This window comes from Rhodoferax sp. P1_F3, assembly GCF_056405715.1.
On sequence record NZ_JBFUBO010000010.1, the window covers coordinates 1 to 14,419 of the forward strand.

The 14,419-nt window shown below is 60.4% G+C and carries 15 protein-coding genes; 11 read left to right on the plus strand and 4 right to left on the minus strand.

The window, feature by feature from the left end; genetic code table 11:
- From AC1DZ5_RS16225 to AC1DZ5_RS16240, 4 genes are all read right to left on the minus strand, one after another.
- Nucleotides 1-2,113 (minus strand): bifunctional aconitate hydratase 2/2-methylisocitrate dehydratase (locus tag AC1DZ5_RS16225; protein ID WP_477890876.1); only part of this gene is annotated, 2,113 nt, incomplete at its 3' end.
- A gap of 65 nt (nt 2,114-2,178) precedes the next feature.
- On the minus strand, nt 2,179-2,730 hold the full coding sequence (locus tag AC1DZ5_RS16230) for a hypothetical protein (protein ID WP_477890878.1): 552 nt from the start codon (nt 2,728-2,730) through the stop codon (nt 2,179-2,181).
- A gap of 14 nt (nt 2,731-2,744) precedes the next feature.
- The gene (locus tag AC1DZ5_RS16235) at nt 2,745-3,794 is read right to left on the minus strand and encodes an HpcH/HpaI aldolase/citrate lyase family protein (protein ID WP_477890880.1); all 1,050 of its coding nucleotides are present in this window, start codon (nt 3,792-3,794) and stop codon (nt 2,745-2,747) included.
- Between the two features lie 12 nt (nt 3,795-3,806).
- Nucleotides 3,807-4,793, minus strand: a complete 987-nt coding sequence (locus tag AC1DZ5_RS16240) for a malate dehydrogenase (protein WP_310341593.1) — start codon at nt 4,791-4,793, stop codon at nt 3,807-3,809.
- Nucleotides 4,794-4,980: 187 nt separating this feature from the next.
- On the opposite strand from AC1DZ5_RS16240, the gene AC1DZ5_RS16245 reads away from it, so the two are divergent.
- The 11 genes from AC1DZ5_RS16245 to leuD all read left to right on the plus strand — a co-directional run bounded on the left by AC1DZ5_RS16245 (nt 4,981) and on the right by leuD (nt 14,418).
- Nucleotides 4,981-5,787 carry a GntR family transcriptional regulator gene (locus tag AC1DZ5_RS16245; RefSeq protein WP_477890882.1) on the plus strand — a complete coding sequence of 269 codons (807 nt, stop codon included), beginning with the start codon at nt 4,981-4,983 and terminating at the stop codon, nt 5,785-5,787.
- Nucleotides 5,788-5,892: 105 nt separating this feature from the next.
- Nucleotides 5,893-6,336, plus strand: coding sequence for a succinate dehydrogenase, cytochrome b556 subunit (gene sdhC, locus AC1DZ5_RS16250; protein ID WP_477890884.1), 444 nt, complete (start codon nt 5,893-5,895; stop codon nt 6,334-6,336).
- 22 nt (nt 6,337-6,358) lie between these two features.
- Nucleotides 6,359-6,724, plus strand: coding sequence for a succinate dehydrogenase, hydrophobic membrane anchor protein (gene sdhD, locus AC1DZ5_RS16255; protein ID WP_477890886.1), 366 nt, complete (start codon nt 6,359-6,361; stop codon nt 6,722-6,724).
- Nucleotides 6,725-6,751: 27 nt separating this feature from the next.
- Nucleotides 6,752-8,542: a succinate dehydrogenase flavoprotein subunit gene (gene sdhA, locus AC1DZ5_RS16260; protein WP_477890888.1), complete on the plus strand. Its 1,791-nt coding sequence runs from the start codon at nt 6,752-6,754 to the stop codon at nt 8,540-8,542.
- A gap of 52 nt (nt 8,543-8,594) precedes the next feature.
- On the plus strand, nt 8,595-9,299 hold the full coding sequence (locus tag AC1DZ5_RS16265; RefSeq protein ID WP_310341583.1) for a succinate dehydrogenase iron-sulfur subunit: 705 nt from the start codon (nt 8,595-8,597) through the stop codon (nt 9,297-9,299).
- Between the two features lie 21 nt (nt 9,300-9,320).
- The gene (locus AC1DZ5_RS16270) at nt 9,321-9,599 is read left to right on the plus strand and encodes an FAD assembly factor SdhE (RefSeq protein ID WP_477890891.1); all 279 of its coding nucleotides are present in this window, start codon (nt 9,321-9,323) and stop codon (nt 9,597-9,599) included.
- Between the two features lie 10 nt (nt 9,600-9,609).
- On the plus strand, nt 9,610-10,920 hold the full coding sequence (gltA, locus tag AC1DZ5_RS16275; RefSeq protein ID WP_477890893.1) for a citrate synthase: 1,311 nt from the start codon (nt 9,610-9,612) through the stop codon (nt 10,918-10,920).
- Between the two features lie 239 nt (nt 10,921-11,159).
- Nucleotides 11,160-12,092: a LysR family transcriptional regulator gene (locus AC1DZ5_RS16280; RefSeq protein WP_477890895.1), complete on the plus strand. Its 933-nt coding sequence runs from the start codon at nt 11,160-11,162 to the stop codon at nt 12,090-12,092.
- 23 nt (nt 12,093-12,115) lie between these two features.
- Nucleotides 12,116-13,573, plus strand: a complete 1,458-nt coding sequence (leuC, locus tag AC1DZ5_RS16285; protein WP_477890897.1) for a 3-isopropylmalate dehydratase large subunit — start codon at nt 12,116-12,118, stop codon at nt 13,571-13,573.
- Between the two features lie 22 nt (nt 13,574-13,595).
- Complete coding sequence (locus tag AC1DZ5_RS16290; RefSeq protein ID WP_477890899.1) at nt 13,596-13,754, plus strand: entericidin EcnAB; 159 nt, start codon at nt 13,596-13,598, stop codon at nt 13,752-13,754.
- Between the two features lie 13 nt (nt 13,755-13,767).
- Entirely contained in the window at nt 13,768-14,418 is a 651-nt protein-coding gene (gene leuD / locus AC1DZ5_RS16295) for a 3-isopropylmalate dehydratase small subunit (protein ID WP_477890901.1), read from the plus strand.
- Nucleotide 14,419: the final 1 nt, after the last annotated feature.

Consider the following 14,419-nt stretch of genomic DNA (forward strand, 5'->3'; position numbering starts at 1 on the left):
CGTCGATCTTGGCGCCGGCCACGTCGGCCAATGTCTTCACGTCGTCCGGATCATTGGGGCAGGCCACGATGGGTTCATGGATGTCGGCCAGATCGATTTCGATAACTGCGGCGTATTCGGCATCCGCATCGCCCTTGAGCAACTGGGGATCGCGCAACCAGGCTTCTTGCGCAGCAATGCGGCGGGCCAGCGTACGGGCGTCCGAGTAGCCATTGGCAATCATCCACTTCATCATCGTGATGTTGGAGTTGATGTACTCAATGATGGGCTCCTTGTTCAGATGCACCGTGCAACCCGCAGCAGAACGCTCGGCGGAAGCATCGGACAACTCGAAGGCTTGTTCGACCTTCAGGTCTGGCAGACCTTCTATTTCAAGAATGCGGCCGGAGAAGATGTTCTTCTTGCCCTTCTTCTCGACGGTCAGCAGGCCGGCCTTGATGGCGTACAGCGGGATGGCGTTGACCAGGTCACGCAGGGTCACGCCGTTCTGCATCTTGCCCTTGAAGCGCACCAAGACGGACTCGGGCATATCCAAAGGCATCACGCCGGTAGCGGCAGCAAACGCCACCAGGCCGGAGCCCGCGGGGAAGCTGATGCCGATAGGGAAACGCGTGTGGCTATCGCCACCGGTGCCGACGGTGTCGGGCAACAGCAGACGGTTCAGCCAGCTGTGGATCACGCCATCGCCAGGGCGCAGCGAAATACCGCCGCGGGTGCTGATGAAGTCAGGCAACTCATGGTGCATCTTCACATCCACGGGCTTCGGATACGCAGCCGTGTGGCAGAACGACTGCATCACCAAATCGGCGCTGAAGCCCAGGCAGGCCAGGTCTTTCAGCTCGTCGCGGGTCATCGGACCGGTGGTGTCTTGCGAACCCACAGACGTCATCTTGGGTTCGCAGTAAGTACCGGGGCGCACGCCCTGGCCTTCTGGCAAACCGCAGGCGCGGCCCACCATCTTCTGCGCCAGGCTGAAGCCCTTCTTGGTGTCCTCGGGGTTTTGCGGCAGGCGGAAAAGCTCGGACGGGGGCAGGCCCAAAGTCTCACGGGCTTTGGCGGTCAGGCCACGACCCACGATCAGGGGAATACGCCCGCCGGCGCGCACTTCGTCAAACAGCACGTCGCTCTTGACCTGGAAGGAGGCAATCTCCTTGCCGTCTTTGAACGCCTTGCCGTCGTAGGGGCGCAGCTCCACGGTGTCGCCCATGTTCATCTGGCTTACGTCCACTTCGATGGGCAAAGCGCCCGCGTCTTCCATGGTGTTGTAGAAGATAGGCGCAATCTTGGTGCCCAGGCACACGCCACCGAAACGCTTGTTCGGTACAAAAGGAATGTCTTCTCCAGTGAACCACAGCACGGAGTTGGTGGCGGACTTGCGGCTGGAGCCGGTGCCCACCACGTCGCCCACATAGGCCACCAGGTTGCCGCGGGCGCGCAGGTCCTCCACAAACTTCACGGGGCCGCGCTTGCCATCTTCTTCCGGGGTGATGCCGTCGCGCTTGTTCTTCAACATGGCCAGGGCGTGCAACGGAATGTCGGGGCGGCTCCAGGCGTCTGGCGCGGGGGACAGGTCGTCGGTGTTGGTCTCGCCCGTCACCTTGAGGATGGTCACGGTGATGGACTGGGGCACTTCGGGGCGGCTGGTGAACCACTCGGCATCGGCCCAGCTTTGCAGCACGGACTTGGCATTGGGGTTGTCGGCCTTGGCCTTTTCAGCCACGTCATGGAACTGGTCGAACATCAGCAGAGTTTTCTTCAGACCATTCCCCGCTACTTCGCCCACATCGGGGTCGTCCAGCAGGTCCACCAACGGGCTAATGTTGTAGCCGCCCAGCATGGTGCCCAGCAGTTCGGTAGCCTTTGCACGGCTTATCAGGTCGCACTTCTCTGTACCGTGGGCCACGGCAGCCAGGTAGCTGGCTTTGACCTTGGCCGCGTCATCCACACCTGCGGGTACCCGGTGGGTGATAAGGTCTACCAGAGTCGCTTCTTCGCCAGCGGGCGGGTTCTTCAGCAACTCAATCAGTTCACCGGTCTGCTGGGCAGACAGGGGCAGCGGGGGAATCCCCAGCGCAGCGCGTTCGGCCACATGGTCTCGGTAGGCTTTCAACATCATTTTCTCCTTCAGTAACAATAAAATACCGCGCTAGCCCGCGTGGGATATGCGCAAGCAGCTATCTATTTGGTAGCGGTTGCCACCGCTTCGGGTTTGGACTCGGCAGCCGCCACGGCGGGCGTGTTGTCCAGGGGTTCAAGCAAACTCGGTGCCGGAGTGCGCAGCAGGGCCTCGGCCACCACCGCCTGCCCGGCGTTCATGCACTCGTCCGCCAGGCGACGTCCCAGCTTCTGGTCCATCAGCATCGACTTATTGGCCAGTTGCAGCCACACCGCACCGCTCACCGGGTCTTCCAGGCGCACTGCACCGGTGCTAGTGGGCACCGGTGCCATCTGGTATTTCTGACGCCCATGCTCCAGCACAAAACGCCCGGCCCAGGTCTGGTGCGCAGAAATCTTGACCTGCGCGCCCAACTCGCAAGGCACGGTGCCAACGGCCACGCGCTGCGCCACCGCCAAATGCTCGGGTGACAGCTCGGCCGGTTCAGCCTCCGCCACGGCGAAAACGGGAGCTACAGCACGGGATTTGGCGGCCTTCTTCACGGGCGCGGCCGCTTGGGCCAGGGGCGCCATCAGCAGCACCAACAACACACCCGACAGTGACAACTTCAGCATGGTGAACCCTAACCTCAATGGACTGACGTAGAAAAATAGGCCGCCGCGTCTGCGGGCAGCGCGCGGCCGGTCTGGTGCGCGCGCTCGAGCACCTGCCAAAAGTAACGGTAGCTGGCCCGGTCATGCAGCTTGCCTCCGACGGAGATCGGCGCCCACTCCTGGCGCTGGGCTTCCTGCACGATGTGCGCGGCCAGCGCCACTTCGTCTTCTGTGGGGGCAAAAGCCTCCAGAATCGGGCGGATCTGGTCGGGGTGGATGCTCCACATGCGCGTGAACCCCAAAGCCTGGGCGGCTGTTTTGGCAGCGCGCAACAACGCGGCGGGGTCTTTGAACTCGGTCACCACACAGTGCGAAGGCACCTTGCCATGCGCATGGCAGGCACTGGCAATGTCCAGCTTGGCGCGCAGCACCAGCGGGTGGTGAAACTGGTCCAGCGAAATACTGTCATCCGCCGGGCGCACGCCCATGGCCGACGAGGGAATGGCGCCGCCATGACTGGACACAAAGTCCATCAGGCCAAAGCTGATGGACTGCACCCGCGGATGCGCCGCAATCTCAAAAGCGTGATGCACGGCGGCCGGCGATTCGATCAGCACATGCAGAGGCAGCGGCGGGACACCCGGTGCGGTAGCGGCGTCGATTGCGGCAACGGCGCGATCCGCGTCCCAGATCGACTCCACCTTGGGCACCATGAGGTAGCTGAGCGCCGCACCGGCCAGGCCCACCACGGTCTGCACATCGGATGCAAACTCCGCGTGGTCCACGGCGTGAACGCGCACACCAACCCTGCGGCGCAGGCCTCTTGCTATTAAATTGGGAGCTGCTTGCGCAGCATTGGCGAGGGCTACAACCATATTGGCATGGTCATCTTCACCCCCGACCGGGGCACCGTCTTCGCAGTCCAGGGTCACGTCAAAGACGCAGGCCCCGAACTCTTCGGTCATCTCGGCCTGCAGTTGCAGGCTTTTGACCATCCGCGCCTCAACACCGCTGTAGTGGTCGCAGACAGGTAACACACCTGCTGCGCCCTGGGCGCCAATAAGTACGTCGCGCGGATGGGCCACTTCAGCAGCCGATTACAGCAGATGGGCGACGCCAGCTTGCTCGTCTTGCAACTCTTTCAGCGTGACGTTGATGCGCTCTTGGCTGAACGCGTCCACTTCCAGACCTTCGACCAGCTTGTACTCGCCACCTTCGCAGGTCACGGCAAAGCCGAACATGGTGTCCTTGGGAATGCCGTATTGGCCATCCGATGGGATACCCATGGTGACCCACTTGCCATTGGTGCCCAGGGCCCAGTCGCGCATGTGGTCGATGGCCGCGTTGGCGGCAGACGCTGCGGACGACACGCCACGGGCCGCGATGATGGCCGCGCCGCGCTTGCCCACGGTGGGCAGGAAGGTGTCTTTGTTCCACACTTCGTCATTGATCATCGCCTTGACGCTCTCACCGTTGATGGTGGCGAAGCGGTAGTCGGCGTACATGGTGGGCGAGTGGTTGCCCCACACGGTCATCTTTTCGATGTCGGCCACGGCCTTGCCGGTCTTGGCGGCGATCTGGCTCAGGGCACGGTTGTGGTCCAGGCGCAGCATGGCGGTGAAGTTCTTGCGTGGCAGGCTAGGCGCGCTCTTCATCGCGATGTAGGCATTGGTGTTGGCGGGGTTGCCGACGACCAGCACCTTGACGTTGCGGCTGGCAACCTTGTCCAAGGCCTTGCCTTGGGCGGTGAAGATTTCGGCGTTGACGGCCAGCAGCTCGGCGCGTTCCATGCCGGGGCCGCGGGGGCGTGAACCGATCAACAGCGCGTAGTCCACGTCCTTGAATGCAGCCAGCGGGTCGCTGTGCGCTTCAATGCCGACCAACAGGGGGAATGCGCAGTCTTGCAGCTCCATGATCACGCCTTGCAAAGCCTGTTGCGCCTTCTCGACAGGCACTTCCAGCAGACTCAGAATGACGGGCTGGTCCTTGCCCAGCATTTCGCCGGAGGCGATGCGGAACAGAATGGCGTATCCAATTTGACCGGCTGCTCCGGTAACGGCAACGCGGACGGGTTTCTTGCTCATGGTAAAACTCCAGGAAGTGTAGTGAAAACGGCGTGGGACCAGCGCTTTTCGCAATCTGTGTTGCGCTGCAGAATGCGCTGGAGTTTACTCCCGAAATCTGCACTCCGTCAATTTGTCTTATGTCTTATATAAGATATGATTGCGACAGTTTAAAGACTGACTTGCCGCTGACCTAACCCCTCTGACCATGGCCGCCACCCCACCCTATTCGAGCGACAGTTCTGCCTCCGCAGATGCCGATGCGGGCGTGACCACGGGCTCCGGTCTGACCCCTGCTTTCAGTCCGCTGTACCAACAGATCAAGGTGTTGATGCTGCAGAGTCTCCAGAGTGGCGAATGGAAGCCCAGTGCCGCCATCCCCAGCGAACTCGAACTGGCTGCACGCTTCAAGGTCAGTCAGGGCACCGTGCGCAAAGCCATTGACGAATTGGCTGCCGAGAACCTGCTGGTGCGTCGCCAGGGCAAGGGCACCTTTGTGGCCACCCATGCCGAGCACCATGTGCAGTACCGCTTTCTCAAGCTCTTTCCCGACAACGGCGACCCCAACAGCGAAGGCCCAGCCCAACGCAAGATCATCGACTGCAAGCGCCTGCGGGCCTCAGCCGAAGTCGCCCGCGCGCTCGCCTTGCGCCCGGCCGATGCGGTGCTGCAGGTGCGGCGCGTGTTGTCGTTTGCCGGCGTGCCAACCATTCTGGAAGATCTGTGGTTGCCCGGCACCCCATTCAAAGGGCTGACGGCTGAGCGCTTGGCGGGCTACGACGGCCCGATGTACGCGCTGTTTGAAACCGAATTTGGCGTGCGCATGGTGCGCGCTGAAGAAAAAATCCGTGCAGTGCTGCCGGATGCCGAGCAATGCAAGCTGCTGCACACCACGCAACAAACGCCGTTGCTCAGCGTGGAACGCACAGCTTTCACCTACAACGACACGCCCATGGAAATGCGCCGCGGCCTGTACCTGACCGACACACATTACTATCGAAATGCGCTAAATTGAGCAGTCTTTACCGTGCAAGTCCAACGTCAGATTGGTGCGGTGCAATAGAATTTTGGCTGGCTGCGCCAAAAATTACATACCAGTTACCACCAAGAAAGCCCATCCATGACTGAGCTCGCCTCTGCATCCAAACGCCCGCGGCCCGAATTCCGCAACATCAACGCCCTCTCGGATCTGCCCACCTACCGTTTGCCTCCCGCAGGCTGGGTATCCATCCTGCACCGCGTCAGCGGCGTCATCATGTTCATCCTGATGCCTTTCATTATCTGGATGTTTGACACCTCCGTATCCTCGGAAATCTCATTTGCTAAGTTCAGCAGCGCATTCACGGTTGGCCTTGGTTTTGTTCCGGGCTGGTTCATCAAACTGGTGGCACTGTCCATCATCTGGGCTTATCTGCACCACTTCATCGCAGGCCTGCGCCATCTGTGGATGGACATCAACCACGCCGTGAGCAAAGAGTTTGGCCGCTCCTCGGCCATCGTGACCCTGACCCTGGGTTCGGTGTTGACCGCCGCACTGGCGCTCAAGCTGTTTGGCGCCTACTAACTACAAAAAAGGAAATCGAAAAATGGCAGTGAATTACGGTTCCAAGCGTGTCGTCGTTGGCGCGCACTACGGTCTGCGGGATTGGTTGGCGCAGCGCGTCACCGCAGTGTTGATGGCCCTGTTCACCCTGGTGGTGCTGGCCCAGGTGATCTTCTTTAAAGGCCCCATTGGCTACGACAAATGGGCAGGCATTTTCTCCTCCCAGTGGATGAAGGTTTTGACCTTCTCGGTGATCGTGGCCATGCTGTACCACGTGTGGGTCGGCATCCGTGATGTCTGGATGGACTACGTCAAACCCGTTTCCATTCGCCTGTCTCTGCAGGTGTTTTCCATCGTCTGGCTCGTCGGCTGTGCTGGCTGGGCCATTCAGGTCCTGTGGCGTCTCTGATCTCCCCTCCTAACAGGCAATCCATTCATGTCTTACTCCGTATCCAAACGCAAATTTGACGTTGTCATCGTCGGCGCCGGTGGCTCCGGCATGCGCGCGTCCCTCCAACTGGCCCGCGCCGGTTTGAACGTCGCCGTTCTCTCCAAAGTGTTCCCCACCCGTTCGCACACCGTGGCAGCCCAAGGCGGCATCGGTGCCTCGCTGGGCAACATGAACGATGACAACTGGCACTACCACTTCTACGACACCGTCAAAGGTTCCGACTGGCTCGGCGACCAGGACGCCATCGAATTCATGTGCCGTGAAGCGCCCAAGGTCGTGTACGACCTGGAGCACATGGGCATGCCGTTTGACCGCAACCCCGATGGCACGATTTATCAGCGTCCCTTCGGCGGCCACACCGCCAACTACGGTGAAAAAGCCGTGGAACGCGCCTGCGCTGCAGCCGACCGCACTGGCCACGCCATGCTGCACACGCTGTACCAGCAAAACGTAGCAGCCAAGACCAGCTTCTTTGTGGAGTGGATGGCCCTCGATTTGATCCGCGATGCCGAAGGCGATGTGGTCGGCGTGACTGCGCTGGAAATGGAAACCGGCGACATCCACATTCTGGAAGCCAAGACCACGCTGCTGGCCACCGGTGGCGCAGGCCGCATCTTTGCAGCTTCTACCAACGCCTTCATCAATACCGGTGACGGCTTGGGCATGGCAGCACGCGCTGGCATCCCGCTGGAAGACATGGAGTTCTGGCAGTTCCACCCCACCGGCGTGGCCGGTGCTGGCGTGCTGCTGACTGAAGGCTGCCGTGGTGAAGGCGCTATTTTGCTCAACAGCAATGGCGAACGATTCATGGAGCGCTATGCGCCGACGCTGAAAGACTTGGCGCCGCGCGACTTCGTATCCCGCTCCATGGACCAGGAAATCAAGGAAGGCCGTGGCTGCGGTCCGAACAAGGACTACGTCTTGCTCAAGCTCGACCATTTGGGTGCGGAAACTATCCACAAACGCCTGCCTTCGGTGTACGAAATCGGTGTGAACTTCGCCAACGTGGACATCACCAAGGAACCCATTCCCGTGGTGCCCACCATCCATTACCAAATGGGTGGTATCCCCACCAACGTGAACGGCCAGGTGGTCGTGCAAAACGGTGATGTGCACAACCAGGTGGTGAACGGTCTGTACGCTGTGGGCGAATGCTCCTGCGTGAGCGTGCACGGCGCCAACCGCCTGGGCACCAACTCGTTGCTGGATCTGTTGGTGTTCGGCCGCGCAGCCGGCAACCACATCGTCAACTACATCAAGACCAGCAAGGCCCACAAGGAATTGCCCAAGGATGCGGCAGATCGCACTCTGGCCCGCGTCTCCCGCCTGGACAACGCCACCAATGGCGAATACGCGCAGGACGTGGCCAACGACATGCGCGCCTCCATGCAGCAACACGCGGGCGTGTTCCGCACGCAAAAGAGCATGGACGAAGGCGTGACCAAGATCGCTGCCCTGCGTGACCGCGTGAACGCGATCAACCTCAAGGACAAGTCCAAGGTGTTCAACACCGCGCGCATCGAAGCGCTGGAAGTCGAGAACTTGATCGAAGCGGCTCAGGCCACCATCGTGTCTGCCGCTGCCCGCCACGAAAGTCGTGGCGCCCATACGGTGGACGACTACAGTGACTCCGTCGAGCACCCCAATGGCCGCAACGACCAAGACTGGCATAAGCACACGCTGTGGTACAGCGAAGGCAACCGCCTCTCTTACAAGCCTGTGCAGATGAAGCCTTTGACGGTTGACTCTGTGCCACTCAAAGTCCGGACATTTTGAGAAATTGCGGGACAGATCTTTAGCTCTGTCCCCAACTGATTAAGGAACACTTATGACCAAACGCACTTTCTCCATTTACCGCTACGACCCGGACAAGGACGCCAAGCCCTACATGCAGGACATCGAGGTCGAACTCGACGGCCACGAACGCATGCTGCTGGACGCGCTGATGAAACTCAAGGCCGTGGACCCCACCATTTCCTTCCGCCGCTCCTGCCGCGAAGGCGTCTGCGGATCGGACGCGATGAACATCAACGGCAAGAACGGTCTGGCCTGCCTGACCAACATGCTGACCCTACCGGGCAAAATCGTGTTGAAGCCCCTGCCAGGTCTGCCCGTCATCCGCGATTTGATCGTCGACATGACGGACTTCTTCAAGCAGTACAACTCGATCAAACCTTACCTGATCAACGACACGGTACCGCCCGAAAAAGAGCGTTTGCAGTCCCCTGAAGAGCGCGAAGAGCTCAACGGCCTGTACGAATGCATCTTGTGCGCAAGCTGCTCCACCTCCTGTCCCAGCTTCTGGTGGAACCCCGACAAGTTCGTGGGACCCGCGGGTTTGCTGCAGGCCTACCGCTTTATTGCAGACAGCCGCGACCAAGCTACCGGTGAACGCCTGGACAACCTGGAAGACCCGTACCGCCTGTTCCGCTGCCACACCATCATGAACTGCGTGGATGTCTGCCCCAAGGGCTTGAATCCCACCAAGGCCATTGGCAAGATCAAGGAAATGATGGTCCTGCGGACCGTCTAACCTTTACCAGGCAAGTAGCACGTGACTGAAGCACTGATTGACGAACGCGCCTTGAGCAAGCTGCAGTGGCGTTGCCGCCGCGGCCTGCTGGAGAACGACCTGTTCATTGAGCGCTTCTTTCAGCGGTTCAGCCCTACTTTGACGGTCCGCCAGGGCGATGCCTTGGCAGCCCTGATGGACCTGAGTGACAACGACCTGCTGGACGTGCAATTGGCACGCAAGTCGCTGGCCCAGGTAGATGCGCAATTGGACCGTGCGGATGTGCACGAAGTTTTGAAAATGTTGAGAGTACCTCTCTGAAAGGCGAAAGATGAAACTAGCTGACAACAAAGCCACCCTGTCGTTCAGTAACGGCAGCCCCAGCGTCGATTTGCCGGTGTACCACGGCAACGTCGGCCCCGACGTCGTGGACATTCGCAAGCTGTACGCGCAAACAGGCATGTTCACCTATGACCCGGGCTTTTTGTCAACGGCATCCTGCCAGTCCGCCATCACCTACATCGATGGCGACAAGGGTGAACTGCTGTACCGCGGCTACCCCATCGAGCAGCTGGCCACCAACTGCGACTTCATGGAAACCTGCCACCTGCTGCTGTACGGCAACCTGCCCAATGCCGCCGGCAAAGCCGACTTCACCAAGCGCGTGACCCAGCACACCATGGTCAACGAGCAGATGCAGTTCTTCCTGCGTGGTTTCCGCCGCGACGCGCATCCCATGGCCATCATGACCGGTCTGGTCGGCGCCATGTCGGCCTTCTACCATGACAGCACGGACATCAACAATCCTGAGCACCGCGAAATCTCGGCCATCCGCCTGATAGCCAAGATGCCTACGCTCGTGGCCATGGCTTACAAGTACAGCGCAGGCCAGCCCTATATGTACCCGAAGAACAACCTGAGCTACGCAGGCAACTTCTTGCACATGATGTTTGCCACACCCTGCGAAGAGTACGTGGTCAACCCCGTGATCGAACGCGCACTGGACCGTATCTTCATCCTGCACGCAGACCACGAGCAAAACGCATCCACGTCTACCGTGCGCCTGTGCGGTTCGTCCGGCACCAACCCGTTTGCGGCCATTGCCGCCGGTGTGGCATGTCTGTGGGGCCCCTCCCATGGCGGCGCCAACGAAGCTTGTCTGAACATGCTGGAAGACATCCAGCGCATGGGCGGCATTTCCAAGGTCGGCCAGTTCATGGAACAGGTCAAGGACAAGAGCTCTGGCGTCAAGCTGATGGGCTTTGGCCACCGCGTGTACAAGAACTACGACCCGCGCGCCAAACTCATGCAAGAGACTTGCAAGGAAGTGCTGACCGCCTTGGGCCTGGAAAACGATCCTTTGTTCAAGTTGGCCATGGCGCTGGAAAAAATTGCCCTGGAAGACGACTACTTTGTGCAGCGCAAGCTTTACCCCAACGTGGACTTCTACTCCGGCATCGTGCAGCGCGCCATTGGCATCCCCGTGAGCCTGTTCACCGCGATCTTCGCGCTAGCCCGCACCGTGGGATGGATTGCCCAACTGAATGAAATGATCGGCGACCCCGAGTACAAGATCGGCCGTCCACGCCAGCTGTTCACCGGCTCTGAAAAGCGCGACGTGTTGCCCATCAGCCAACGCTGATCGCTTGCAGCCCTTGCGGCTGTGACCTGTCCGGCCCCGCAGCCTGCACAAGGCTGCGGGGCTTTTTTGTATAAAAAGTGCCGCTAGCCCTCGTCGACTGTGCGCGAGCAGCTACTCTTTTCATAGCAACCGTTGTCGTATCCTCAGTCGACACAAGACATCGCAAACCACGATGCCAAAACCCAACATTAGGTAGGAAAATAGCGAAAGCAATCGCAAACCGCGATGGCATGCGCACCATGAAATCCGTTCCTCTCAACCTCACCCGCCGCCTGGATCTAGCTTCGCTTCAGCTCTTTGTGGCCGTCTGCGAGCTGGGCAGCATTGGCAAGGCAGCGGAACGGGAGTTCATCGCCCCGTCTGCCTTGAGCAAACGCCTCAGCGACCTGGAGGCTACTCTGGGAACCGCACTGTTGCACCGGCACTCCCGCGGGGTGCACCTCACCCCCGCCGGCCAAAACCTGCTGCACCACGCGCGCAGCGTGCTGTTCAGCCTGGAGCGCATGCAGTCCGAACTCAGCGAATATGCCGACGGCGTTCGCGGCCAGGTACGCATGCATGCCAGCATTTCGGCCACGGTGCAGTTTTTGCCCGAAGACCTGGGCGCCTTCATCCGTGCGCATCAGGGCATCAAAATCGATCTGGAAGAGCACCTGAGTAGCGAAGTCCTGCGTGCGGTGCAGGAAGGTGCCGCCGATCTCGGCGTCTGCAACACGGCTGATGGCGTGGGCGAGCTGCAAACCCGGCCGTACCGGCAGGACCAACTGGTGCTCGTCGTACCTGCGGACCACGCACTGGCCGACAAAGGCACAGTGGCCTTTGAAGACACGCTGGCGTTTGACCACGTGGGCCTGCACTCCAATAGCTCCATCTACGTCGCCATGCGCCAGGCCGCCGCCGCGCTGGGGCAAAGCATCCGGCTGCGCATCCAGGTCACCGGGCTGGATGCCATGGGCCGCATGATCTACAACGGTCTGGGTATCGGCGTGATGCCGCTGCGTGCGTTCACCCTGATGCACAGCACGGGCGAGCTAAGTGCCGTCGCTCTCCGTGACCCGTGGGCCACCCGCCAGATCGAACTGGTCGCCCGCGATTTCTCCACCTTGCCACGCACCGCACGGTTGCTGGTGGACCACCTCACGGCCTTGGCCCCCCACGGGGCCAAGGCCTAAAATTGAATTTCGGAAGGAAAACCATGGCTACTGTTGCACGCACGCTCTATGACAAATTGTGGGACGACCACGTCGTTCACACCGAGGAGGATGGAACCTCCATCCTCTACATTGACCGCCATCTGGTCCACGAAGTGACCAGCCCCCAAGCCTTTGAAGGCCTGCGCGTTGCAGGCCGCAAGGTCTGGCGTGTTAGCTCCATCGTGGCCACGGCCGACCACAACACGCCCACCACCGGCTGGGAACGAGGCTACGACGGCATCACCGACCCGACCAGCAAAGAGCAGGTCATGACTCTGGACTCCAATATCGGCGAGTTCGGCTCTGCGGCCTACTTCCCCTTTCTGTCCAAACGCCAAGGCATCGTGCATGTCATTGGGCCTGAGAACGGCGCCACCCTGCCCGGCATGACCGTGGTGTGCGGAGACTCCCACACGTCCACGCACGGCGCGTTTGGCGCGCTGGCCCACGGCATTGGCACCAGCGAGGTCGAGCACGTGATGGCCACGCAAACCCTGCTGGCCAAGAAGGCCAAGAACATGCTGGTCAAGGTGGAAGGCACCGTTGCCCAGGGCATTACCGCCAAGGACATCGTGCTGGCCATCATCGGCAAGATCGGTACCGCAGGTGGTACCGGCTACACCATCGAGTTTGGCGGCTCTGCCATCCGTGCGCTGAGCATGGAAGGGCGCATGACCGTCTGCAACATGGCCATTGAGGCTGGCGCGCGCGCCGGTTTGGTAGCTGTGGACGAAAAGACCATTGACTACGTGAAGGGCCGCCCTCTGGCCCCCGGCGCCAACGCCGCCAGCCCCGAAGCAGCTGCGGTGGAATGGGACCAGGCTGTGGCGTTCTGGAAAACGCTGCATTCCGATGCAGGCGCGCATTTCGACACTGTCGTCGAACTCGACGCAACCCAGATCGTTCCGCAAGTCACCTGGGGCACCTCGCCCGAAATGGTGTTGGGCATTGATGCCCGCGTTCCCGATCCTGACAAGGAAAAAGACGCCAACAAGCGCGGTGCGATCGAACGCGCCTTGACCTATATGGGCCTGGAGCCCGGCAAGGCGCTGGACGACCTGTTTGTCGACAAAGTGTTCATCGGCTCCTGCACCAACAGCCGCATCGAGGACATGCGAGAAGCCGCAGCCGTGGTGAAAAAACTCGGCCAGAAAGTGGCCAAGAACATCAAGCTGGCCATGGTGGTACCCGGCTCCGGTCTGGTGAAAGACCAGGCCGAGCGCGAAGGCCTGCACGAGATCTTCAAGGCCGCTGGTTTTGAGTGGCGCGAACCCGGCTGCTCCATGTGCCTGGCCATGAACGCCGACAGGTTGGAGCCCGGTGAGCGCTGCGCCTCCACCAGCAACCGCAATTTCGAAGGCCGCCAGGGTGCCGGTGGTCGTACCCACCTCGTGAGCCCGGCCATGGCCGCGGCCGCCGCCATCCACGGACATTTCGTCGATATCCGCAAATTCAGCTGACCCCTTCTCTGGAACTTTCATCATGAAAACATTCATCACCCTGGTTGCTACTTCCGCCCTGTTGCTCCTTTCTGGCTGCAACACGTGGTCCGGCGTCAAGCAAGACGCTAAGGAGGTCGGTACGACCGCTGGCAAAGGTATCGAGAAAGCTGGCGAAAAAATCCGAGACATTTCCAAATAAGGCGCACCTCACCATGCAGAAATTCACCGTACACAAGGGCCTGGTGGCCCCCATGGACCGCGAGAACGTGGACACGGATGCCATCATCCCCAAGCAGTTTCTCAAGTCCATCCGCAAGACCGGCTTTGGCCAAAATCTGTTTGACGAATGGCGCTATCTGGATGCGGGCTTTCCTGGTCAGGACCCGGCCAGCCGCAAACCCAACCCCGACTTCGTGCTGAACCAGCCGCGCTATGCAGGTGCCTCCATCCTGCTAGCTCGCAAGAACTTTGGCTGCGGCTCCAGCCGCGAACACGCGCCGTGGGCACTGGACCAGTATGGCTTTCGCGCCATCATCGCGCCCAGCTATGCCGACATCTTCTTCAACAATAGCTTCAAAAACGGCATGTTGCCCATCGTGCTGACTGAGGCACAAGTGGACCAACTGTTCAATGAGGCATTGGCCTTCCCCGGCTACCAGCTCACCATCGACCTGGAGCGCCAAGTCATCGTCAAACCGCAGGGTGAAGAGATTGCGTTCGACGTGCAGGCCTTCCGCAAGTACTGCCTGATCAACGGCTTCGACGACATTGGTTTGACCCTGCGCCATGCCGACAAGATCAAGTCCTTCGAAACCCAGCGTTTGGCACAAAAACCGTGGCTAGCCCGCACAATGACTGCGTAAG